Raw genomic sequence first — 23,476 nt, 5'->3', positions numbered from 1 at the left:
GGTCCCGGTCAGACCGTGAACGGCCGTTGGCCCAGGAACTCCTGGTCGGGGGTGCCGGTGAGGTAGAGGTTCGGGCTCTGGGTCGGAGGCAGTCTGCGCTGGATCGCCCGGTGGAAGTCGCGGTAGCCGCCTCGGAAGGCACCGTCGTCCCACACCTTCAGCAGGGCCTCGGTGAAGGCTCCGTTGACGTCGCCGTCGGAGGCGACCTGGTTGTCCTGGCAGGCCGAGACGAGCAGCACGTCGGGGCCCGCTCCGTCACGGGGTGCGGCCTCGGCGAGCGAGCGCCGGAGCTCGGTGTAGAACTCCCGGTCGCGCGCGTACAGCTGCCGCTGTTCGGGCTCGGGCATGTGGCGGGCCGTGCCGTCGGCCTCCGGTCCGCCAGGGAGTTCGATGCTGCTGCCGCTGTGGCAGCAGTCGAACAAGGTGACGATCCGTACGTCGTCGGCGAAGGCGCTGAAGGCCTGCTGGACCTCGTCGTCGAGGAACTGGCGGTCGTAGAGGACCAGGGTCTCGTCGAGCGCGTCCGGCTCGTCGTCGGAACCGGTGGCGTCGGGCAGCTGGCCGCCGTGGCCCGAGTAGGTGACGAGCATGATGTCGCCGGGTCCGAGCCGGGCGGCCGCGTCGGCGAGCACGGTGGTGACGTTGGCGACGGTGCCGTCCGGGGTGAGCAGGACGGTGCTCTCGAATCCGGCGGTGCGGGCGAGCCGCGCCATGTCGTGGGCGTCGTTCTCGCAGGCGACCAGGGTGCCTTCCCAGCCCTCGTAGCGGGCGGGGTCGACGCTGTTGAGTCCGACGTGAAGGGCGAGTCCGGTGGCCATGGGGTGCCTCCTGACGGAAGAGGAGGAAAGCGGGGGAAACAGGGCGATGCGGAGAGCTTGCGAAGGGGACGCGGGCGTCTGATCGAGTGGCCTGTGGTCCGGCGCCGAGCGCGACCCTCTCCACGCGGTACTTACATCGTATGAACCCTTCCGATCCCCCGCCCCCTCCGGCCCCGCGCGGTGGCCGCCGTGACGCGCTCGCCGACCGCACCGGCTACGACGAGGCCTTCCTCGGCCCGGTCGTCCCGCTGCCGCTCCCGACCCGGGAATCGGTCGGGACGGTGATCCTGCCGTACACCCATTTCACCGTGGTCTTCCGGCCCGGCCGGCGCCTCGCGGCCTCGACGGCCGTGTGCATCGAGGGGCGGGAGCTGCAGGAGGACGTGGCCCGGAACGACGTCTGGCAGTTCGACCCCCGGCTGCCCGAGGAGCAGCAGGCGGGCGACGACATCTACCGGAACAACAGCCTGGACCGCGGCCATCTCGTCCGCCGGCTCGACCCGGTCTGGGGGCCCTCGGCCACGGCGCTCCGCGCCAACGAGGACACCTTCCACTTCACCAACGCCGCACCCCAGGCGGACGTCTTCAACCAGGGCAAACAGCTCTGGCAGGGCCTGGAGAACTACCTCCTCGACCATGCCGCCACGTTCGAACGCAAGCTGACGGTCCTCACCGGTCCGGTGCTCCAGGACTCCGACCCGCCGTACCGGGGGATCCAGGTGCCGATGCGGTTCTGGAAGGTGGCCGCGTTCCTCCAGGACGGGGCACTCGCCGCCGCCGCGTACGTGCTCGACCAGAGCCCCGACCTCAGCCGGGACGCGGAGCGGGCGCTCGCGGGGGCGACGGCCGGCGCTCCGCCGCCGCTCGGCCCGTTCCGTACGTACCAGGTGCCGGTCTCGGACGTCGCGGAGATCACCGAGCTGGAGTTCGGGCCGCTGCCGGACGTGGACGTGATGCCGGCGGTGCGGGCGCCCGAGGAGCGCTGGCGGCGCCTGGAGTCGTACGAGGACATCGTTCTGCATCCCTGACGTGCCGCGTCGTCGGCATCCCCGACGTGACCCGTGCCCGGCGTCCCTGGCTGGCCCCGTCCTTGACTTCCGCTTGCCCCCACAGGGATTGCGACCCTGCCTGCCGGGTGGAACGATGAAAGAGATCGGCCGTCTGACCGATCTCACGTCCCGGCGCCGGAGCGACCGGCGCTGCGCCAAGAGCGCCGGGCAGGTGCGGTATGCCGCTCACCGAAACCGAGTGGGGACTCGTCGCCAGCTGGGTACGGGATCACCTCCTCGACACTCCCGAACCACGCGAGAAACTGCTGCGCTCCGGCCTCCCCGCCGACTTCGTCGACGACCTGCCGCTCACCCCGGAAGCCGACCGCAACGCCCTTCTGGTGATCGCGGCCGCCCGCCGGGACATCGCCCACCAGCGCCGGCTGCTCACCGTCCTCACCGGTCTCGACGCGCTGGCCGCCATCGACGCCCCGCACGCCTTCGAGCAGGGCGCCGAGGCCCGGAACCTCCTCACCCGGCTGCGCGAGGACGAGAGCCTGCGGCGCTCGCCGCAGGACCCCTTCCACAGCCACCTCCTGAAGCACGGGACGGCGGTCTTCCTGGACCGGTCCGAGCTGCGCGAGAAGCTTCGGGGCTTCCTCGCCGACCCGGAGCAGACGGTGCTGATCGTCGACGGTCCCCCGGACAGCGGCCGCTCCTACACGTACGAGTTCATCCGCCATCTCGGCCAGCACGAGAACTTCCGGCCGGTCCGGGTGACCCTGTCCCGCACCTCGACGGCGGCGCGTCTGATGGAGCGGCTCGCGGCCTTCGTCGCGGGCCCGGAGGCCGACGGATTTCCGTTGAACCCCACACGGTTGAACGATCCACTGCCCTGCTTCGAGGACGCGGCGCACCGGATCGTCGCCCGCGCCACCGCCTCCGAGGACCGCTTCTGGCTGGTCCTCGACGACTGCGACCGGCTCGACCCGCAATCGGACGTATGGGACGCCATCGGCGTCCTGGCCCGGGCGATCTACGAGCACACCCCGGTACGCGCCGAGACGGTGCCGCGTCTGGTGCTGCTCGGATACGCCACGACGATGCGCCAACTCCCGTACGAGATACGCAAGAACGAGTGCCGTGACACCACGCGCCTCGCCGACGAGGGCGATCTCCGGGCCTTCTTCGAGGAGTTCTTCACCGACACGGCCACCACCGGGCGGGAGGACTCCGTCCAGGAGCTGACGGAGACGGCCGTGGCCGAGGTGCTACGTGCCGTCGACTGCCCTTCCAACGGAGACAGTTACATGCGCAGACTGTGTACGGCCGTGGAGGACGTCGTACGGCTCCACCGGGCGCTGCCACCGACGGCGCCGCGGACCGACGGGACCGCCCACCTCCTGCGCGACGCCCTGCGCGCGAGCCTCACCGCCCCCGCCGCCGCCCTGCCCGATCCACGCCGCTCCTACCGCGAAGCCGCCTGCCTGCTCCAGGAGTTCGACCCGGAACTGCTCCGGCTGCCCGGTGAGGAGCGGGCCACCGGGCGGGCCGTCCTCGAACTCGTCGACGACTGCACTGCCCTGCCCTCCCCCGATGCCACGGTCTGGACGCTCAAGCCCGAGATCCGCGAGGCGGCCCTGACGGGCCTCGCGGGCCCGGAGGCCGCCCTGGACGCCCTGCGGACCAATATCGGTCTGCGGCCCGAGGGCCCCGGCCCGGAACGCATGGCCCTGACGCTCCTCACCGGCACCGTCAAGGTCCTGCCGCCCGCCGACCCGCACCCCGAGGCCCCGGCCCAATCCCAGGCCCAGGCCCAGCCCCACGGCGATGACGTCGCGGAGCTGTCCGACACCCTTCAGGCCGTGCTCTGGCTCAGCCGGGTGCCGGGCGTCACCGGACTGCCCCCCGTCGACGAGGTCCAGCACCGGCTGGAGGCGGCCAGGCTGCTCCAGCCGATGCACCGGCTGATCCGGGGCACCTTCCACGGCCGCACCGCCGAACTCGACGCCCTGCACGCCTACATCGCGCTCCCCGAGGAGCCGGCGGAGCCCCCGGTGATCCTCCACGGCATCGGCGGCATCGGCAAAAGCACCCTGCTCGCCAAGTTCCTCGTCGACGCCCTGGCCGCGTCGCCCACCGGATTCCCCTTCGCCTACATCGACTTCGCGCGTCCCACCCTCTCCGTCCACGAACCCGCCACCATGATCGCGGAAATGGCCCGGCAGCTCGGCGTCCAGCATCCCGCCCAGCGCACCGCCTTCGAAACGCTCGCCGACGAGTGCGAGCGGACGGCGGCGGCCCAGCGCGGGGAACGCAACGAGCTCGACGACCTCCACCAACTGGCCGGCACCAGGGCCACTCTCGCCCGCGACTACTCGTCCGACTTCCACGCCCGCGCCAGCGCCCGGGAGCAGGAACTCGCCCACCGGATCGCATCCCTGGTCGCCGAGGCCGTCCGGCCGACGCCCGGAGGGTCACCGCCGCCGTTCGTCGTCGTGCTCGACTCCGCCGAGGAGTCCCAGTACCGGGGCTCCCCGCTCATCTCCCGCATGTGGGCCATCTGGACGGCGCTGCGGGCGGACTACTCACGCCTCCGGTACATCGTCTCCGGGCGCGCGCCGGTCGACCATCCGGCCCGGGTCCTCACCCCGCGCACGATGGAGCTCACCGAGCTCGACCACCAGGCCTCCGTGGACCTCCTGATGTCCTCCGGGGTCCTCGACGAGGCGCTCGCCGAGGACCTCGCGGAGCGGATCGGCGGCCATCCGCTGAGCCTCAAGCTGGCGGCCCGCACGGCGGTCACCGTGGGCAGCGACTCCCCCTCACTCGGTGGACTCCTGCGCGGACTCCCGTCCCGGCGGCGCTACTTCGACCGTCAGGTCGACCAGATGCTCATCCAGGGCACGCTGTACGACCGCATCCTCAAGCACATAGCGGAGGACGACCTCCGAGCCCTCGTCCAGGCCGGACTCGCCCTCCGCTTCATCACCCCCGACCTGGTCCGGGAGGTCCTCGCCGGTCCGGCGGGGCTGCGGGTGGAGACCGCAGCGGAGGCCCGGCGGCTCTACGGACTGCTCACCTCACGCGTCGACCTGATGGAGTCGGCCGGTCCCGACGCCATCAGGCACCGGGCCGATCTACGGGCCATCATGCTGCGCCTCTCGGACAGCGCGCGGACCGATCTGATGCGGGCCGTGGACCGCAGCGCCGTCGCGTACTACGCGGCCCGCGAGGGGACCAGGAACCGCGCCGAGGAGCTCTACCACCGGCTCAGGCTCGGGGAGAACCCCCGTACGGTGGAGGAGCGCTGGGATCCGGGCGTCGCCGTCTACCTGGGCGGTTCGACCCACCTGGAGATGCCGCACCGCTCCGCCGCATTCCTCCTCGGCAGGATCGGCGGCCACGTGCCCGACCAGATCATGACCGAGGCCGACCAGGAGGACTGGGAGCGGATCGCCGCGCGCGAGGTCGAGGACCTGCTCACCCAGGGGTACGTGGAGAACGCGGCGCAGCGGCTCGCCGAGCGGCGCCCGTGGACGCCGTGCAGCCGACTGCACGCGCTGCTCGCCGAGACGCTCGCCCGATCCGGGCGGACCGCGGAGGCGCTCGCGAGCGCCGAGCGGGCCGCGGACAGGGCGGAGGAGGCCGGCTGCGCGGAGACCCAGCTGGAACTGCTGCAGCTGTCGGCGCGGCTCGCTCAGGACACGGGCGACTTCGCGGACGCGGACCGGGACCTCCAGGAGGCCGAGGAGATCGCGGCGGGTCTGGGGCTGCGGTTCGAGTCCCTGGGCATCCTCGTCGCCCGGTCGCGGCTCGCCGACCTCGCGGACGTCGACGCCGTCCCGGCGCGGGAGCGGCTGGCCCGGACGCTGCGGGGGATGCCCGACGCCGACCTGGCCCGGCAGCCGTCCCTGGCGCGTACGGCGGCGGCCACGGCCTGCCCTGAGGATCCCCAGCTCCTGGAGCACACCCTGCGGCTGGTGGGGCTTCCGGCGGACGAGGAGGCGGTGGTGACCGAGCTCGCCGGCTGGATCGACAACACCCTCACCGACGAGCCCGAACTCCGCGGGCCGCTGACCCGCATCCTGGAGACGGCGGCCGGGAAGCCCGACGCGCTCCCTGGCGACGCGCCCCACCTGGACCGCGAGCGGATCGAGTGGGACCTTCGGGAGGCGCGGCGGCGCGGCACCCTGGACAGCGTCGCCCGGCAGGCGCTCACGCTCCGGGACGGCAGCGGGGACCTGCTGCTCGGGGTCGCATCCGCGATGGACGCGGGTCCGGTGCCCCGCGGGTCCGCGCCGGAGGACGCAGCCGGAGGCGGCTCCGCGGGCGACCGTACCCCCGCCGGACCGCCGTCGGAGCCCTGGGCGGGCCCGCGCCCTCGTCACGGCAGTACGGGTCTGTGGACGCGTCCGCCGCCGAACGCCGCCGGGGCCGCGCTCCGTAAGGAACCGTTCCTGCCGCAGGAGGAACTCGTCCGGGTCCGCAACGCCGCCATGGAGGCGGGACTCGCCGACCGGGCGCTTCGCCCGTCCCTGCTCAAGGGCATCCCCGGCAACTTCACGGCCACGCTCGAACCGGTGGCCGACCCCCGCGAGCAGGTCCACGCCGACCTGAACGCGATGAACCAGGTCGAGCGGCTGATCGACGGTCTGGTGCCGCTGGAGATCTGGCTGCACAACGCGATCGAGCAGACCCGTGAACCGGGCCCGCGCGCCGTCCTGCAGAGTGCCCTCGACGCCGTCGCCCGCTCGATCACGGGCGAAGCGGAGCTGCCGGCGGAGATGATGCCCGGGGAGATGAAGGAGGAGATCGTCCTCCAGGACGACACCGTGCCGTACGAGTTCCTGCACGGCGGGATCCGGGCCGGGGCCTCCGTCGCGCTTCTGCGCATCCCCCCGTACGAGTCGGGGGCACCACTGCTCCCGTCCTATCCGCACGGCGGTACGGGCTGGATGATCGCCCCCGATCTGCTGATCACCAACCACCATGTGGTGATGGCCCGTTCGTGGGAGGCAGGTGTCCGGCCCTACGTGAGCGACGAGGACCTGCGGCTCCAGGCGCTCATGTCCCGCTCGCGCTTCGACTTCGTCGAGAACACGGCGACGACGCCGGAGGCGACGGCCGGTGAGCTGGAGGCCTGGGACGCGACGCTCGACTACGCCATCGTGCGGCTCGCGCCCGACCAGGAGCAGCGTCCGACGCTCCGGGTCTCCACGCGGCCGCTGCTCGTCCGGGAGCGGCAGCGCGTGCCGGTGAACATCATCCAGCACCCGGGCGGTCTGCCGAAGCGGGTCGCGCTGCGCAACAACCTGGTCTACCGGGCGGACGAGCAGGACATCCTGTACTTCACCGACACCCGCGGCGGCTCCTCCGGCTCCCCGGTCTGCCTCGACGACTGGACGGTGGTGGGGCTGCACCGGGGGACGCGGAAGGTGGACGAGGTCGAGTTCCAGGGCGCCAGGACCAAGTTCGTGAACGTCGGCACCCAGATGAGCGGCATCCTCGCCCATATCAAGGAGTTCCGGGCGGAGTTGTACGAGGAGATCATGGCCGCCCAGTCGGGCCGACCGGCGCCGACCCATCCGCCGAACGCACCGAACGGAACGGGCCCGCCGAACGGGACGAACCCGATGAGCGCGACGAACACCACCAACGGGAACGGGAAGCCGAGGTGAGCGAACCATGCCGAACGGACCACAGAGCGTGTCGCCGGTCGCGACCTCCACCGAGCGGATCTTCGGAGATCTGCGGGAGGTCGCCGCGCGGGTGCGCGGCCAACTGGAGGCAGAGATCGCCGAGTCCACGTTCGAACTCCCCGCCGACGTGGCGCCGGCGGCCGAGATCTCCCGCTTCGCCCGCGAAGAGCGGGCGCGCGTCCTGGAGGCCGGGGTCAGCGGCCTGGAGAAGCTGGCCTCGCACCGGGAGGACGAGCTCGACGGCGACGAGTCCTTCGGTGTGGAGGCGATCGTCCTCCTGGAGGGCCGCCCGGCAATCCTGGTGCAACGCCAGGACTTCGCCTCGCAGCACGACGAATGGGCGGTCCTCGACGACCAACGCCCGGCGATCCGCGAGTCCTTGGCCCGCGTCGGGCGGGTCGAGGTCAGCGGCCACCCCCGACTGGACTGGATCGGCACGGCCTTCCTCGTCGGCCCGCGCGCGGTGATGACGAACCGTCATGTGGCGGTGGAATTCAGCCGCTCGGCGGACGGCGACGGCCGGTGGACCTTCGAGCAGGGCATGTCGGCGCGGGTCGACCCGGCGGAGGAACTGCCGCTCGCCGGAGAGGCGCCCGGGGCGTCCGTGTCGTACGAGATCACGGAGATCATCGGCATCCACCAGGACGTCGACATGGCCCTGCTGCGGATCGAGCCCTCGGCGGACGGCGGCCTGCCCACCCCGCTCGCGGTCGCCGCGGACGCCCCGGCGAGCGTTCCCGGCCGCCCGGTGTACGTGGTCGGCTACCCGGCCTGGGACGGCCGGCGCAACGAACCCGAATCGATGCGCCGGATCTTCATGGACGTCTACAACGTGAAGCGCCTCCAGCCGGGCGCGGCCACCGACTTCACCCCGGGCGGCCTGGTGCTGAAGCACGACTGCTCGACCCTCGGCGGCAACAGCGGCTCCCCGGTCTTCGACCTCGACGACCACCGCGTCCTCGGCCTCCACTTCGGCGGCCGCTACGGCACGGGCAACTACGCCGTCCCGCTCTGGGAGTTGCTGGACGACCCCCTGCTCACCGCGGCGGAGGTCAACTGGGTCTAGGGGGTGTGCCGGCCGTGCCGAACCGGACCACCGGAGGAGCGCCGTTCGGACGGACCACCGGACCCGCGCCCAGGCGTGGTCCGGCTCCGCTAGGAGCCCGGCTTGGCGAAGGCGAGGGCGAACACTTCCCGGACGGTGGTTCCGTCGGGGCGGCGCCACTCGGCGGTGACCTGGCCGTCTGTGGCCTGAGCAGGGTCCGTACCGGCGCCGAGGACGCGTCGTACGCGGAGGGTCAGCGGGGCGGACGCGTCGGGGGTCCGGACCACCACGTCGGTGTGGTCGGGGGCGTCCGTGACCTGTACGAGCTCCGCGTCGGCCGCGTTGCCCGTCTCCACGGGCGAGACGGCGACGGTGGGGTCGAGGACGTCCGACAGGGACTGGGCCTGCGCCTGGGTCCGGCCGGTGAACAGCGCGTGCAACTGGGCGGCCAGTACCGGGTCGTGGGTGCCGTCGTAGATCCAGCGCGTTCCGAGGACGCCGTGCTCCGAGGTGCCGATGAGGGCGCTCTCGGCGCCTTCCAGGGGGCCCGCACGGTAGGTCATGGGGACGAGGTACGCGGCCGCTCCGTCGTCCTCGCCGTCGGTCACCACCATGAACTCGATGCCGACCTCGCCCGCCGGGTCGTCGAGCCGGAATCCGCCGGCCTTCACCGGCCGCGCCTCTTCCCCGCCCGTGTGCCACTCCCGGGAGGGGAGCCACGCGGCGAGCAGTTCCAGCTTGGTGGGCTGCATCGTGGTCTTGTGGATGACGGCCATCGTGCGGGTCTCCTTCTCCTTCGCGGTCCGGCCCGCGTCCTCCGCGCGCCGGGACCCGCAACGTAACAGACCTGGCCACGGGGCCACCGTGCGAGCCCGTCCGGCCCGGCCTAGCCTTGAGATGGAGTGTTGTCCCCGTCGGCAGGAGGCCGCCGTGAGGTACTCACGCACATGCCGCAGGCGCTTCTGCGCGGGAATCGCGGCTCTCGGAATCTTCGCCGCCCCGCTGGGCGCCGGGACCGCCCTCGCCGCCGAACCACCCGCCCCCGGCCCGTACGTGGCAGCGGCCGAACAGCCTTCCCTCGGACCGTACTTGGCCGCGCAGGCGCCCGCCGCGCAGGGGGACTTCCCCGAACTCACCCCGGCCGTCGCCGCCCGCCTGGACAAGGCGATCCAGGACGTGATGAAGGAGGCGGGCGTCCCCGGTGTCACGGTGGGGCTCTCCGCCCCCGGCAAGGGCACGTACATCCGCTCGTTCGGCGTCGCCGACAAGGCCACCGGGCAGCCGATGACCCCCAACCTGTTCATGCGGATCGGCAGCGAGACCAAGACCTTCACGGTGACCGCCCTGCTCGAACTCGTCGACCAGGGCGAGGTGAGCGTCGACGACCCGATCTCGAAGTACATCGACGGCGTGCCGAACGGCGACAAGATCACCCTGCGGAACCTCGCGTCCATGCGCAGCGGGCTGTTCAACTACTCCGCGGACGAGGACTTCTACAAGGCGCTCACCTCGAACCCCGATCGCCCGTTCACCCCGCAGGAGTTGCTCGACTACTCGTTCAAGCACCCGATCCAGTTCCAGCCCGGGACCGAGTTCGAGTACTGCAACACCAACCTGATCCTGCTCGGGCTGGTCGTGGAGAAGGTCAGCGGCACGCCGCTGCACGAGTTCATCCAGGAGAACGTCCTGGACCCGGCGGGCCTGCGCAACACCGTCTTCCCGACCGACGCCGCGTTCCCCAGCCCGCACGCCCACGGCTACACGATCCAGACCGCCTCGGGCCAGGTCGAGGACGCCACGAACTGGAATCCCTCCTGGGGCTGGGCGGCGGGCGCGATGATCTCGAAGCTCCAGGATCTCCGCACCTGGGCCCGGGTGGTCGCCACCGGCGAGCTGCTGACTCCCAAGACCCAGGCCGAACGCCTCAAGACGTATCCGACGAGCATCCCCGGTGCCGGATACGGGATGGGCATCTTCAACATCCAGGGCTGGATCGGCCACAACGGCTCACTGCCCGGCTACGAGTCGCTGACGATCTATCTGCCCGAGCCGCAAGCCACCCTGGTCGTCCTCCTCAACACGGACACGCCGCACGACAACGAGGAGCCCAGCACCCTCTTCGGCCAGGCCATCACCCGCATCGTGACCCCGGACCACGTCTACGACATCCCGGTCACGGCGGCGGCACCGACCAGCCCGAGCCCGAGCAAGAACTGACCACCGCCCACGCCTCTGGGCGAGATCCTGCTGACAATGTCGTAAATGCCGCCTTTGACCTGCGACACGCAACCGTGCCGCCGCAGAACGGGAGCAGGAATGACCGGTGGACCCGAGCCCATCAGCGCCGTCGCCCGCGAGGCACTGGAGCGGGAGCTCGACGATCTGCGCACCGAACGCGAGGCCGTCGCCGTCACCCTGCGGGGCGGGGGTGGCGACCAGACGGGCGACCGGGCCGACCAGGCCGACGAACTCGAACGCGCCACGGAACTCGACCGTCTGGACCGCCGCATCGACGAGATCGACGGGCGGCTGCGCGAGGCGGACGCCGCCGGGGCTCCCGGTACCGACGCGGTCGGCATGGGCAGCACGGTGAAGGTGCGGTTCGAGGACGGCACGGAGACGACCGTCCAGATCGGCGAGGTCGCGGCCGCGCTCGACCGGACCGTGGTCACCGCCGACAGCCCGCTCGGCAGCGCGCTGCTCGGCCACCACGCGGGCGACACCGTCACCTACGTGACGCCCGAGGGGCGGACCACGGCGGTCGTGCTGTCCCTCGGCGACTAGGGGGTGTCTTGTCGATCAGGCCGGGCTCGCGGCGGCTGGCACCGCTCCCTGATCCGGCCTGATCGGCAAGACACCCCCCAGGGGCCTACGTACGCGCGCCGTGGTGGCGCGGCTGACCGTCCCGCCACGTGGGCCGCGCCCCGAGGTGACGCAGCGCGGAGGCCGCCGCCCCGGCGCCGCACATGCCGTGGGCGCCGGGGCCCGGCGGGGTGGCCGCCGAGCAGAGGAACACGCCGGGCAGCCCGGTGGAGTACGGATCGAGCGCGGGCCGGGCGCCCAGGAGGAGTTGGGGGACGGTCTTGGCACCGGTGAGGATGTCCCCGCCGGTGAAGTTGGGGTTGGTGGCGGCGAACTCGGCCGGCCGGATGACGTGTCGGCCGACGACGCGTTCGCGGACGCCGGGCGCGAAGCGTTCGAGCTGCCGGAGGACCGCCTCCGTCGCGTCGCCCTCGTAGCCGTACGGGACATGGGCGTAGGTGTAGACGGGGTGGACGTCGCCGACGGACCGGGACGGGTCGGCGAGGTACTGCTGACCGACGAGGACGAAGGGCCGCTCGGGCATCCGGCCCTGCGTCACCTCCTTCTCGGTGAAGGCCACTTCGTCGAGCGGACCGCCGAGGTGTACCGTCCCGGCGCGGCGCGCCCGCTCGTCCGTCCAGGGCACACCGCCCTCGACGGCGAGGTCGACCTTGAACGCGCCGGGGCCGCGCCGGAAGCGTCGGTAGGCGGCTGACACGCGAGGCGGCAACAGGTCGCCGTAGATGTCGGCGACCTGGCCGGGATCGAGGTCGAGGAGGGTCACGTCGGCGGGCGGGAGCTGTCGGCGGTCGGTGATCCGTACGCCCGTGTGGATCGTGGCACCGTGCTCGCGGAGTACGGAGGCCATGCCGCGGCCGATGGATCGCGAACCGCCCTCGGCGACTGCCCAGCCGGCGGTATGACCGGCGACGAGGATGCCGAGCCCGATGGCCGAGCCGAACGGGTCCGAGAGCGGGCGGAAGGAGTGCGCCGCCACTCCCGCCCACAGCGCCCGCGCCTGCGGGGTGCAGAAGAACCGCGCGAGGGCCGTCGCCGGCAGAACGGTCGGCAGACCGAAGCGGGCGAGCAGCACGGGATGCGCCGGAAGTCGGAGCAGTGGGCCCATGACGTCCTCGGCGAGCGCGTCCCACCGTCGTACGGAAGGCTCCAGCAGGGCCCGGTAGCGGCCGCCGTCGGCGCCGAGCCCCGCCGCGGTCTCCGCCACCGACCGCAGCAGGACACCGGCCGTGCCGTCGTCCAGGGGATGGACGCAGTCGATCTCCGGCTGCCGCCAGCGCAGCCCGTGCCGCTCCAGGTCGAGCGACCGGAGGGCGGGCGAGGTGACGGCCATCGGGTGGATGGCGGAGCAGTGGTCGTGCAGCAGACCGGGCAGGACGGCCTCGTAGCTGCGGGTGCCGCCGCCGATCTCCTCGGCGGCCTCCAGGACGGTGACCTCAAGGCCCTCCCGCGCGAGCAGGGCGGCGGCTGCGAGCCCGTTGGGCCCGGCGCCGACGACGACGGCGGTGGTCATGAGGCGGTCTCCACACCCGGGCCTTCCTCAGCCCGTGACGATTCCCGTGACGAGGTTGATGGTGGTGGCCAGGATACTGGCGCCGAACACGTACGACAGCAGACAGTGACGGAGGGCGACCGAGCGGATCGTGGTGCTGGAGACGTCGGTGTCGGAGACCTGGTAGGTCATGCCGAGGTTGTAGCTGAAGTAGAGGAAGTCGCTGTACCGGGGCGGTTCCCGGGAGTTGAAGTCGATCCCGCCGCCGGGGTTCTCGTAGTAGATGTACGCGTACCGGGTGGCGTACATCAGGTGCAGGGCCGCCCAGGCCATGAACACTCCGGCGAGGGCGGTCGCCGCGGCGGCGTGGCTCAGGTCGGACTTGCCGACCAGGAGCAGCACCACGATGCCGACGAGTCCGCACACGGCCGTCCCGACGACGGCCAGTTCCTCGACGACGGGCCGGAACTCCTCGCGGCGTACGTTGCGATGGGTGGTGGTGGCGTCCATCGGCCACAGGGCGATCCACCCGGACACGACGAAGAGCGTCTCCCCCACGGCGATCCCGGAGAGCACGCCGAGGGGTGCGTGGGTGAAGGCACCGACCACGGCTCCCGCCGCCGCCGCGACCGCCGCCGAGAGGACGAGCCGGGGTACGGCGGCGAGCAGCAACCTGTTGTTCATGGCGGCCTCAAGGGTTCCCCGCAGCTCCGGCTCTCAGGCTTCGAGGACGACGACGGCCTCGTCCGTGTACGTGCGGAAGGTCAGCGTCTCCTGGAAGTAGAGCTGGACGCTGTTCGCGTCGTGCCCCGTGTAGCCGATCGCCAGGTCCTGGCCGAGGAACAGCTCGAAGTCGCCGCCGCGGGTGGACAGGACGAAGCCGCCGCTGAGTGCCGGCGCCCAGATCGGGGAACCGTCGAGCATCCGGCCGAGGTGCGCCGCGATCGGGTAGCCGTGGTCGGAGGTCTCGCTGACCGCCCGGTACTCGTCGGCGCCGAGGAGCAGCGCGTACGGGCCGTCGACACCGGCGAGGCGCAGCGCGGTGAGCGCCCTGCTCACCGCGTCGGGGTAGTCGCGCGGTTCGGCGGGCAGCCGGACGACCGGGTTCGAGGACCTGGCGCGCAGTCCGTCGACGCCGGCCGCCTCGTACCCGTCGAAGATCGTCCGGTCCTCGACGAACGCCATGGCGCGCGCGGCGTCCTTGACGGGTTGCCAGTCGGAGTCCTTCGAGCCGCGCTCGACGTCGTCGACGGCGGCCCGGTCGACGGTGAACGGCACCCTGAGTTCGACCAGGGGTTTCGCCTCGCGCAGGCGGGCGGTGACGCCGGGGGCGGGTGCGCTCATGTCGGTGAGGTGTCCCGTGCCGACGGCGGCGAGTCCGGGGCCTCCGGGGTCGGGGACGTCGACGACGCGGCGGCCGGCGACGTTGCGCCGGAAGGTGCGACGGGCCTCCTCCTCGATCTCGGCCCAGGCCGCCGGGGTGATCGGGGCGAGTTCGCGGTGCAGGTTGTTCGTGTCGGCTCCGTGGTACGCGTCCGTCGGGGCACCGGGGGTCGGGGCGTCGGGGGTCGTCATGGGCTGTCAGGCTCCTTTCAGGCCGCCGATGCCCAGGGAGTCTCCCTGGCGGGCGGCGGCTTCCGGCGGCGCGGCGGGCAGGTCGTCGAGGAGGTCGGCGCTCGGTACGAAGAAGAGGCCGCCGGTCACGGCACGGGAGAAGTCGAGGATGCGGTCCGTGTTGCCCGGGGGGTCCCCGAGGAACATGTTGCGCAGCATGCGTTCGGTGACGGCGGGCGTGCGCGCGTAGCCGATGAAGTACGTGCCGAACTCTCCGCCGCCGATCCGCCCGAACGGCATGTTCGCGCGGAAGATCTGCCGGGTGACGCCGTCCTCGTCGACGATCGTGTTCAGCGCGACGTGCGAGTTCGCCGGTTTGACGTCGTCGGGCATCTCGACGTTGGACGCTTTGCCTCGGCCGATGACGTGCTCCTGTTGTTCGACGGTGAGCGCGTCCCAGGCCGGCATCTCGTGCAGGTACTTCTGCACGATGACGTAGCTGCCGCCGCGGAACCCGGGATCCTCGTCGCCGATGTGGACCGCCGCGGCCGCCACCTGGCCCCCGGGATTCTCGCTGCCGTCGACGAAGCCGAGGAGGTCGCGCTCGTCGAAGTACGTGAAACCGTGCACCTCGTCGACGACAGTCACCGCGGCACCCAGGCTCTCCACGATCAGCCGGGCCAGTTCGAAGCAGAGGTCCATGCGCCGGGCCCGTACGTGGAACAGCAGGTCACCGGGGGTGGCCGGGGCGCGGTGGCGGGGGCCTCGGAGCGCCGGGAACGGGTGGAGCTCCCGGGGGCGCGGGCCGCCGACGAGCCGGTCCCAGCCGTCGGAGCCGATCCCGGCGACGCAGCTGAGGGCGGATTCGGGGGAACGGAAGGACACCGACCGGATCAGGCCGGTCAGCTCCTGGAGCGCCTCCCGCACCGTGCTCTCACCGCCGGGGTTGACGGTGGCCACGAGGAACACGCCCGCCCGGGAGGGCGGGGCGACGACGGGTTGTACGACGACCATGGGACTCCCGCCGAAAGACAATGACCTGCAAAAGGCATGAAAACGACAGCGTCAGCGTAGGCGCGCATGATCCGGTGCGCAGCCCGTACGGCCTTCCGGGGATCGAGTGGCACCCGTGATCCGGCGGGCATAGCCTGCCCAAGGGGCGCCCTTTCGTTCCGTCGCGCCCCATATATCCGCAGGTGAAAGGGTGAACTGCCTTGAGCACCGACCAGGAAGCAGCCGGCGCACAGGACCCCCTGGAGCCCCGGGTGGGCCCGACACCCGAGGGCGACCCCGAGTTCCACCCGTACCACCACCCCGCCGCGGGCTGGGGCGCCGCCAAGAGCGTGACCAACTTCCTCGTACGCGAGGGAGCGCTGGTGGACGGCCCTCGCGCGATCATGCGGATGAACCACGAGAACACCGGTTTCGACTGTCCCGGCTGCGCGTGGCCCGACGACACCAAGGGCCTGCACCTGGACATCTGCGAGAACGGGATCAAGCACGTCACCTGGGAGATGACCCGTAAGCGCGTCGGCAGGGAGTTCTTCGCCGCGCACTCGGTGTCCGAGCTCGCCGAGTGGACCGACTACGACCTGGAGAACGAGGGCCGGCTGACCGAGCCGATGGTCTACGACCCGGAGTCGGACCACTACGTCCCGATCACCTGGAAGGACGCGTTCGAGGTGGTCGGCCGAGCCCTGCGCGGCCTCGACGACCCCAACCAGGCATCGTTCTACACCTCGGGACGGCTCGGCAACGAGGCCACCTTCCTCTACCAGCTGATGGCCCGCGAGCTGGGCACCAACAACCTGCCCGACTGCTCCAACATGTGTCACGAGGCCAGCGGCCGAGCCCTCCAGGACTCCCTGGGCACGGGCAAGGGCACCGTCGACCTCAAGGACTGGGAGACCGCCGACGCGCTGTTCATCTTCGGGGTGAACGCCGCCTCCAACGCGCCCCGGATGCTCACCGCCCTCGCCGAGGCCTACCACCGCGGCGCCCAGATCGTGCACGTCAACCCGCTCGTCGAGGCAGCCGCGACCCGCACCATCGTCCCGCACGACTTCACGGACATGGCGCTCTTCAAGACGACGAAGACCAGCACCCTCAACCTCCAGCCGCGCATCGGCGGCGACATGGCGCTCATCCGCGGCATGGCCAAGGCGATCCTGGAGCGGTCCGCGACCGACCCCAAGGCCCTCGACCAGGAGTTCGTCGACCGCCACACCTCCGGCTTCGACGAGTACCGCGCCCTGTGCGAGGGCACGCCGTGGGAGGAGATCGAGCGCCAGTCCGGGCTGAGCCGCGCCGACATCCTCAAGGCCGCGCAGGTGTACGGCGAGGCCGACCGCTCCATCGTCAGCTGGTGTCTGGGTCTCACCCAGCACGAGCACGGCGTCGACACCGTCCGGGAGATCGTCAACCTGCTGCTGCTCCGGGGCAACCTGGGGCGCGAGGGCGCGGGACCCTCCCCCGTACGCGGGCACAGCAACGTCCAGGGCAACCGCACCTGCGGCATCGACCACCGCCCCAGCGACGCGTTCCTCGACCGTCTCGCCGAGGTCTGCGAGATCGAGCCGCCGCGCGAGCACGGCCTGGACACCGTCCGCACCATCGAGGCGATGCGGCGCGGCGAGATCAAGGTGTTCGTCGGCATGGGCGGCAACTTCGCCCTCGCCGCACCCGACACCCCGCTCACCTACGCGGCGCTGCGCACCTGCGACCTCACCGTCCAGGTCAGCACCAAGCTGAACCGCAGCCACATCGTCCACGGCGAGCAGGCCCTCATCCTCCCCTGCCTCGGCCGGACCGAGAAGGACCACCAGCGCAAGGGCGTCCAGAGCACCTCTGTCGAGGACTCGATGAGCATGGTCCACCTGTCGGTCGGCATGAAGCGCCCGGCGTCCTCGCAGCTGCTGTCCGAACCGGCCGTCGTCGCCGGCATGGCCCGTGCCGCGCTCCCCGACAGCGCCACGCCCTGGGAGTGGTACATCGAGGACTACGACCGCATCCGGGACACCATGGCCAAGGCCCTCGACGGCTTCGAGGACTTCAACCGGCGGGTCCGCCTCCCGCTCGGCTTCCGCATCAAGCAGCCGGCCCGCGAACTGGTCTTCCTCACCCCGTCCGGGCGCGCCGAGTTCTCCAGCGCCCCGCTGCCCGACGTCGTGCCCGAGCCGGGCATGCTGGCCCTGGGCACCATGCGGTCCCACGACCAGTGGAACACCACCATCTACTCGGACAACGACCGCTACCGCGGCATCAAGAACCTGCGCACGCTCGTCTTCATGAACCGGGCCGACATGCGCGAACGCGGGATCGACGACATGGGACCCGTCGACATCACGAGCACCGCGAAGGACGGCAGCCGGCGGCACCTGAACGGCTACCTCGCGATTCCGTACGACATCCCCCGGGGCTGCGCGGCCGGCTACATGCCCGAGATGAACGTGCTGTGCGCGCTGGTCGACTACAGCACGCAGAGCGACCAGCCGATCATGAAGCACGTGAAGGTGACGATCGAACCGGCCGCCACCTGACGAGGGCGCGGCCGAACGACCGCTGCCGGGGCACCACGACGTCGGCCGGTTCGTCCTGGTGCACCCCGCCGACCCGCCGGAGCCCTGCCTCGCCGCCCGTGACACCGTGGACGTGGGAGTCGTCGTCCGCCTCGAACGCGCCTCATGGCACAGTCGTACGAGGCCGCCCGGAACGGCGCGATCACACCACAGCGTCGGAGCGGCGCTCCGAGGAGAGGAACCGACCATGGGACGAGTGACCGTACGGCGGCGCGTCCTGCGCGTGCGCGAGGGGGACTCCTCCTACCGCCCGGACACCCTGGCCGCCGAGGAGCCGATGGAGATCCGGGTCGGCGGACGCCCGCTGACGGTGACGATGCGGACCCCGGGCGACGACTTCGACCTCGCGGTCGGCTTCCTGGTGAGCGAGGGCGTGGTGCACACCGCCGAGGACGTGGCCGGCATCCGCTACTGCGCGGGCGCGACGGCCGACGGAGGCAACACGTACAACGTGGTCGACGTCGGTCTGGCGCCTGGCGTGGCCGCCCCCGACGCCTCTCTTGAGCGGAACTTCTACACGACGTCCTCGTGCGGACTGTGCGGCAAGGCCAGTCTGGACGCGGTGCGCACGACGGCCGCCTGGACGGTCTCCGAGGACCCGCTGCGGATCGGGACGGACGTCCTGGCGACCCTCCCGGACCGGCTGCGGGCGGCCCAGCGGGTGTTCGACAGCACGGGCGGTCTGCACGCCGCCGGGCTGTTCACGGCCGAGGGCGAGCTGCTGTGCCTGCGGGAGGACGTCGGCCGGCACAACGCCGTGGACAAGGTCGTCGGCCACGCCCTGCGGGAGAGCCTTCTGCCGCTGCGCGGGTCGGTCCTGATGGTGAGCGGCCGGGCTTCGTTCGAACTGGTGCAGAAGGCGGTGATGGCCGGGATCCCGCTGCTCGCGGCGGTCTCGGCGCCCTCCTCGCTCGCGGTGGACCTCGCCGCGGAGAGCGGTCTGACCCTGGTCGGCTTCCTCCGCGGGTCCTCGATGAACGTGTACACGGGCGACGAGCGGCTGCACCCGCTGCCCGTGGCCTGACGTGTGGCGATGGGCTTTGCGGGAGGCCGTCCGGTAGACCCGTGGAGTGCGCCGCACGGCATGCGAGCGGTGCCGCTGGTCGAGCCGACCCGGACCGTGCCGGTCGGGTTGGTGACCGTGGCGCGGCAGCCGGGATCGGTGATGGCCCGCGCTCTCCGTGAGATCGCGGGCCACACCGATGTGGCGGCCGCTCTGGAGCGGCTGCCCGAGGACTGAGCCGGTCGGCCTTGCCGTGGAGCTGGTCGGCCTGCCGTCCCGCACCGAGGGACTGAGCTAGTCGGCCTGCCTTTCCCTGTCCGGGCGAAGGCCCAATTCCTCGCGGTCCTCCTCCAGGCGCTCCGCGAGTTCGTCCTCGTCCGGGCGGCGGGGCATTCCGCGGCTGTGGCCGGTGCCGGGGTCGCCCTCGACCTGTTCGTTCGACTTGTGGTGGTGATGGGCCATCGGTCACTCCTTGCCGTCAGGGGGTGGCGGTCGCCGCGGCCGTCTCGGGGGTCGCGCCGGCTCCGGCGCCGTCACCCTGGTGGATCGTGCAGTGGAGGGAGTCGTCGACGACATCGGCGACGATCGTGTCCCCCGGGTCGGCTTCTCCGCCGAGCAGCAGGGAGGCGATGCGGTTGTCGAGCTCCGTCTGGATCGTGCGCCGCAGCGGCCGGGCGCCGAACTCCGGCTGGTAGCCGTGGGCCACGAGCAGCTTCTTCGCCGCCTCGGTGACCTCCAGGGTCAGGCCCTGCGCGTGCACGCGGTGCTTGCTGCGGTCCAGCAGGTGGTCGACGATCTCCGACAGGTCCTTCTCGGTGAGGCTGTGGAAGACGATGATGTCGTCGATGCGGTTGAGGAACTCGGGCAGGAACCGGCCCCGCAGATCCTCCATCAGCTCGCCCTTGAGCTCGGCCGCGTCGCCCTCGTGGGCGAGGATCCGGTGGGCGCCGATGTTGGACGTCATGATGATGACGCAGTGCCGGAAGTCGACCGTGCGGCCCTGCCCGTCGGTGAGCCGCCCGTCGTCGAGGATCTGCAGCAGTGTGTTGAAGACGTCGGGGTGCGCCTTCTCCACCTCGTCGAAGAGGACCACGCTGTACGGGTTGCGGCGGACCTTCTCGGTGAGCTGGCCGGCCTCCTCGTAGCCGACGTATCCCGGAGGCGCCCCGACGAGCCGGGCGACGGTGTGCTTCTCCTGGAACTCGCTCATGTCGAACCGGATCATGCGGTCGGCCACGCCGAAGAGCAGCTCGGCGAGCGTCTTGGCGAGTTCCGTCTTGCCGACGCCCGTGGGCCCGAGGAAGAGGAACGAGCCGACGGGGCGGTTCGGGTCGCCCATGCCGGCGCGGTTGCGGCGTACGGCCTCGGAGACCGCGGTGACCGCCTCGTCCTGGCCGACGATCCTGGCGTGCATCTCCTCCTCCAGCTTGAGGAGCTTCTCCTTCTCGCCGGCGGTGAGCTGGGACACCGGGATGCCGGTGCGGCGCGAGACGATGTCGGCGATGTCGGCGGCGGTGACCGAGACGACGCCCTCACGGCGCTCCTCGATGCCCGCCAGTTCGCCCTCCACCTCGGCGATCTGCCGCTTCATGTCCGAGGCCTTCTCGAACTGCTCGGCGGCCACGGCCTGGTCCTTCTCGCGCCGCAGCTTGCCGAGGCGGTCCTCCCGGCTGACGACCTCGGTGGAGCGGCCGGCGCTGCGCAGCCGCACGCGCGCGCCCGCCTGGTCCATCAGGTCGATGGCCTTGTCGGGCAGGAAGCGGTCGCTGATGTACCGGTCGGAGAGCTCGGCCGCCGCCGTCAGGGCGCCGTCGGCGAACCGGACCTGGTGGTGGGCCTCGTACGCGTCCCGCAGTCCTTCGAGGATCTGCACGGTCTCCTCGACCGTGGGCTCCGGGATGAGGACGGGCTGGAAGCGCCGTTCGAGCGCGGCGTCCTTCTCGATGTGCTTGCGGTACTCGTCGATCGTCGTCGCGCCGACGACGTGCAGCTCGCCTCGCGCGAGGGCGGGCTTGAGCATGTTGCCCGCGTCCATGGCGCCCTCGCCCGACGCGCCCGCGCCGACGACCGTGTGGAGTTCGTCGATGAAGAGGATGATGTCGCCGCCGGCCTGCTGGACGTCCTCGATGACCTTCTTGAGGCGCTCCTCGAACTGGCCGCGGTACTGCGCTCCGGCGACCAGGCCCGACAGGTCGAGGGAGACGACCCGCTTGCCCTTCAGGGTGTCGGGCACGTCGCCCGCCACGATCCGCTGGGCGAGGCCCTCCACGATGGCGGTCTTGCCGACGCCGGGCTCGCCGATGAGCACGGGGTTGTTCTTGGAGCGCCGCGAGAGGATCTCGATGGTCTGTTCGATCTCCTCGGCACGGCCGACCACGGGGTCGAGCCTGCCCGCCTTCGCCTCGTCCGTCAGGTCCCTGCCGAACTCGTCCAGGGTCGTCGCCGGCTGCTTCGGCTGCTTCCCTGCCGCCGGGGCGCCGCCGTCGGGTCGGGTCGCCCGGTCGGCGAGGCCGCGGAGCTTCTTCACGTCGTGGTCGTCCGCGCCCAGGAGCCTGCCGGCGCCCGAGTCGGCATCGTCGAGGAGCGCGGCAAGGATGTGCTCGGGGCCGATGTACGACACGCCCGCCTCCTGCGAGCGGCCGTAGGCGGCGGCCAGGGTGCGCTTGGCGGCCGGGGTGAGTCCGGGCTCCGAGGAGGGCTCGCCGGACTCCCGGGGCAGCACCTCGTCGAGCTGGGCCGCGAGCGCCTCGGGGTCCACGCCGACCTGGGCGAGCAGCCTGCGCGAGGGGTCGACCCGGGTCGCCGCCCACAGCAGGTGTTCCGTGTCGAGGTCGGAGGTTCCGTCCTCGTCGGCCTTGCGGGTGGCCAGGTTGAGGAGCTCGTACGAGGACTCGGTCAGCAGCCGCCCGATCGGTACGCGCTGTACGGCCGGGGGCGACGACCCCGGCGACATTCCGAAGAACCGGTTCAGCAAGTCGCTGAACGGGTCCGCCGAACCGAAAGGTGAACCGAACGCCATCGACATGTCAGCTCCAGAGACACATGGGGGGTCGTTCCCACTCAAACGTGACGTACAGGGCTCCGCAACCGGACCCGAACCCCTGCGGCTCGCGGCCCTCCCGGCGCCGACACGCCCGCCCCACCCGTACGGGCCGCAATCCCCGCCACGACGGCGCCCGCGTCGACGATGACACCATGACGTCCGCGATCCCCCCGAACACCCCCGGCCCGCAGGTCCGCGCCGGGGCCCTCGTCCGGAACCCCAAGCTGTGGCTCGTACCGACCGTCCTGAGCGCACTGGTCGCCGTGGGCCTCTCGCTCCTCTACATGGGCGGCATCCTCAACCCGAACGACAACCTGCACAGACTGCCCGTCGCCCTGGTCGACGAGGACCGGGGCGATCCGCTGCCCGGACAGCGGGAGAACCTGGGGAAGCAGATCACCGACGCGATCGTCGCCTCCGGTTCCTCGAAGACCAGCGTCGACTGGCAGCGGCTCGACCGCGCCGAGGCCCAGGACGCGCTGGCGTCCGGCAAGATCTTCGGCGCCCTCGTCGTCCCGGAGAACTTCACCGCGTCCGTCGCCGCCCTGACCACGAACCGGGCGACGGTACGGCCGACGCTCACCGTCCTCACCAATCCCGGCCTCGGCAGTCTGGGGTCGTCGCTGACGGCGCAGATCAACCAGAGCGCGGCCCACCGGGCCTCGCTGACCATCGGCGAACAGCTGGTGGCCACCAGCCAGGTCCCGACGACCCGGCTGCTCCTGGCCGACCCGGTGGCCGTCACCACCCAGGTCGGCCATCCGATCGGCCGGCACACCGGTCTGGGCCTGACCGCCTTCTACTACACGCTGCTGCTCGTCCTCGGCGGCTTCATCGGCGGCAACCTCGTCAACAGCGGCGTCGACACCTCGCTCGGCTATGCCGACAGCGAGATCGGCCCCTGGCACTCCCGGTACCCCACGGTGCCCATCAACCGCACGCAGACACTGGTCCTGAAGATGCTGATGACGGCGGGCATCTCGGTCCTCACCACCACGCTCGTCATGGTGGCGACGATCTCGGTCCTGGGCATGGACGCCTCGCACCTGCCGATGCTGTGGATCTTCTCCTACTGCGCGACGGTCGCCGTCGGTCTGGGCGTCCAGGCCATCAACGCCGCGTTCGGCGGCATCGGCCAGCTCGTCTCCATGTTCGTCTTCATCGCGCTGGCCCTCCCCTCCTCCGGCGCGACCGTCCCCCTGGAGGCCACCCCGGGCTTCTACCGCTTCCTCGGCGTCTTCGAGCCGATGCACCAGCTCAGCGCGGGCGTCCGGTCCATCCTGTACTTCGACGCCCGCGCCGACGCCGGACTGGCCCGCGGCTGGATCATGATCGCGGTCGGCGTGGTCCTGGCCCTGGCGTTCGGTCTCGCCATGACCCACTACTACGACCGGCGTGGCCTGCGCCGCCTCACACCCCAGCCCGCCTGAGG

17 protein-coding genes are annotated in these 23,476 nt (G+C 71.6%); 9 read left to right on the top strand and 8 right to left on the bottom strand.

From position 1 onward, the window contains the following. Nucleotides 1-8: 8 nt before the first annotated feature. A complete protein-coding gene (locus OG514_RS26815) occupies nucleotides 9-818 on the bottom strand; it encodes a caspase family protein (protein WP_266899100.1) in 810 nt (269 codons plus the stop codon). Nucleotides 819-958: 140 nt separating this feature from the next. Here OG514_RS26815 and OG514_RS26810 point away from each other — a divergent pair, with 140 nt between their 5' ends. From OG514_RS26810 to OG514_RS26800, 3 genes are all read left to right on the top strand, one after another. After that, a complete protein-coding gene (locus OG514_RS26810) occupies nucleotides 959-1,846 on the top strand; it encodes a DNA/RNA non-specific endonuclease (RefSeq protein ID WP_266899098.1) in 888 nt (295 codons plus the stop codon). A gap of 200 nt (nucleotides 1,847-2,046) precedes the next feature. Continuing rightward, nucleotides 2,047-7,488: a trypsin-like peptidase domain-containing protein gene (locus OG514_RS26805; RefSeq protein WP_266899096.1), complete on the top strand. Its 5,442-nt coding sequence runs from the start codon at nucleotides 2,047-2,049 to the stop codon at nucleotides 7,486-7,488. 7 nt (nucleotides 7,489-7,495) lie between these two features. Beyond that, nucleotides 7,496-8,575, top strand: a complete 1,080-nt coding sequence (locus OG514_RS26800; protein WP_266899094.1) for a serine protease — start codon at nucleotides 7,496-7,498, stop codon at nucleotides 8,573-8,575. A gap of 89 nt (nucleotides 8,576-8,664) precedes the next feature. Here OG514_RS26800 and OG514_RS26795 read toward each other — a convergent pair whose 3' ends face one another. Beyond that, a complete protein-coding gene (locus OG514_RS26795; protein WP_266899092.1) occupies nucleotides 8,665-9,330 on the bottom strand; it encodes a 1,4-alpha-glucan branching protein in 666 nt (221 codons plus the stop codon). A gap of 154 nt (nucleotides 9,331-9,484) precedes the next feature. Here OG514_RS26795 and OG514_RS26790 point away from each other — a divergent pair, with 154 nt between their 5' ends. Next, a complete protein-coding gene (locus OG514_RS26790; RefSeq protein ID WP_266899090.1) occupies nucleotides 9,485-10,771 on the top strand; it encodes a serine hydrolase in 1,287 nt (428 codons plus the stop codon). A 99-nt stretch (nucleotides 10,772-10,870) separates the two neighbouring features. Next, on the top strand, nucleotides 10,871-11,338 hold the full coding sequence (locus OG514_RS26785) for a GreA/GreB family elongation factor (protein WP_266899088.1): 468 nt from the start codon (nucleotides 10,871-10,873) through the stop codon (nucleotides 11,336-11,338). 85 nt (nucleotides 11,339-11,423) lie between these two features. Here the strand turns inward: OG514_RS26785 and OG514_RS26780 are convergent, their stop codons facing one another. Genes OG514_RS26780 through OG514_RS26765 form a run of 4 tightly spaced genes read right to left on the bottom strand, consistent with a single transcriptional unit; the run spans nucleotide 11,424 to nucleotide 15,434 of the window. Further along, a complete protein-coding gene (locus tag OG514_RS26780; protein ID WP_266899086.1) occupies nucleotides 11,424-12,887 on the bottom strand; it encodes an NAD(P)/FAD-dependent oxidoreductase in 1,464 nt (487 codons plus the stop codon). 27 nt (nucleotides 12,888-12,914) lie between these two features. Then, entirely contained in the window at nucleotides 12,915-13,550 is a 636-nt protein-coding gene (locus OG514_RS26775) for a DUF1345 domain-containing protein (protein WP_266899084.1), read from the bottom strand. Nucleotides 13,551-13,583: 33 nt separating this feature from the next. Continuing rightward, nucleotides 13,584-14,441 (bottom strand): family 1 encapsulin nanocompartment shell protein, encoded by an 858-nt coding sequence (locus OG514_RS26770; protein ID WP_266899082.1) that lies wholly within the window; start codon nucleotides 14,439-14,441, stop codon nucleotides 13,584-13,586. 6 nt (nucleotides 14,442-14,447) lie between these two features. Beyond that, nucleotides 14,448-15,434, bottom strand: a complete 987-nt coding sequence (locus tag OG514_RS26765; protein ID WP_266899080.1) for a Dyp-type peroxidase — start codon at nucleotides 15,432-15,434, stop codon at nucleotides 14,448-14,450. Between the two features lie 239 nt (nucleotides 15,435-15,673). On the opposite strand from OG514_RS26765, the gene OG514_RS26760 reads away from it, so the two are divergent. The 3 genes from OG514_RS26760 (at nucleotide 15,674) to OG514_RS26750 (ending at nucleotide 19,238) form a co-directional block, all read left to right on the top strand. Next, nucleotides 15,674-17,959, top strand: a complete 2,286-nt coding sequence (locus OG514_RS26760) for an FdhF/YdeP family oxidoreductase (RefSeq protein ID WP_323181665.1) — start codon at nucleotides 15,674-15,676, stop codon at nucleotides 17,957-17,959. 226 nt (nucleotides 17,960-18,185) lie between these two features. Continuing rightward, entirely contained in the window at nucleotides 18,186-19,022 is an 837-nt protein-coding gene (gene fdhD, locus OG514_RS26755) for a formate dehydrogenase accessory sulfurtransferase FdhD (RefSeq protein WP_266899076.1), read from the top strand. A 60-nt stretch (nucleotides 19,023-19,082) separates the two neighbouring features. Beyond that, nucleotides 19,083-19,238 (top strand): hypothetical protein, encoded by a 156-nt coding sequence (locus OG514_RS26750; protein ID WP_266899074.1) that lies wholly within the window; start codon nucleotides 19,083-19,085, stop codon nucleotides 19,236-19,238. 57 nt (nucleotides 19,239-19,295) lie between these two features. On the opposite strand, the gene OG514_RS26745 is transcribed toward OG514_RS26750, so the two are convergent. Beyond that, on the bottom strand, nucleotides 19,296-19,463 hold the full coding sequence (locus tag OG514_RS26745) for a hypothetical protein (protein WP_266899072.1): 168 nt from the start codon (nucleotides 19,461-19,463) through the stop codon (nucleotides 19,296-19,298). A gap of 16 nt (nucleotides 19,464-19,479) precedes the next feature. Then, entirely contained in the window at nucleotides 19,480-22,026 is a 2,547-nt protein-coding gene (locus OG514_RS26740; RefSeq protein ID WP_266899070.1) for an ATP-dependent Clp protease ATP-binding subunit, read from the bottom strand. A 170-nt stretch (nucleotides 22,027-22,196) separates the two neighbouring features. Here OG514_RS26740 and OG514_RS26735 point away from each other — a divergent pair, with 170 nt between their 5' ends. Then, entirely contained in the window at nucleotides 22,197-23,474 is a 1,278-nt protein-coding gene (locus OG514_RS26735) for a YhgE/Pip domain-containing protein (RefSeq protein WP_266899068.1), read from the top strand. The last annotated feature ends 2 nt before the right edge of the window (nucleotides 23,475-23,476 follow it).

It is taken from the genome of Streptomyces sp. NBC_00572 (genome assembly GCF_026341815.1).
Lineage (GTDB): Bacteria > Actinomycetota > Actinomycetes > Streptomycetales > Streptomycetaceae > Streptomyces.
Note: the sequence above shows the minus strand (reverse complement) of the source record. Positions and strands in the feature narration are given on the sequence as shown.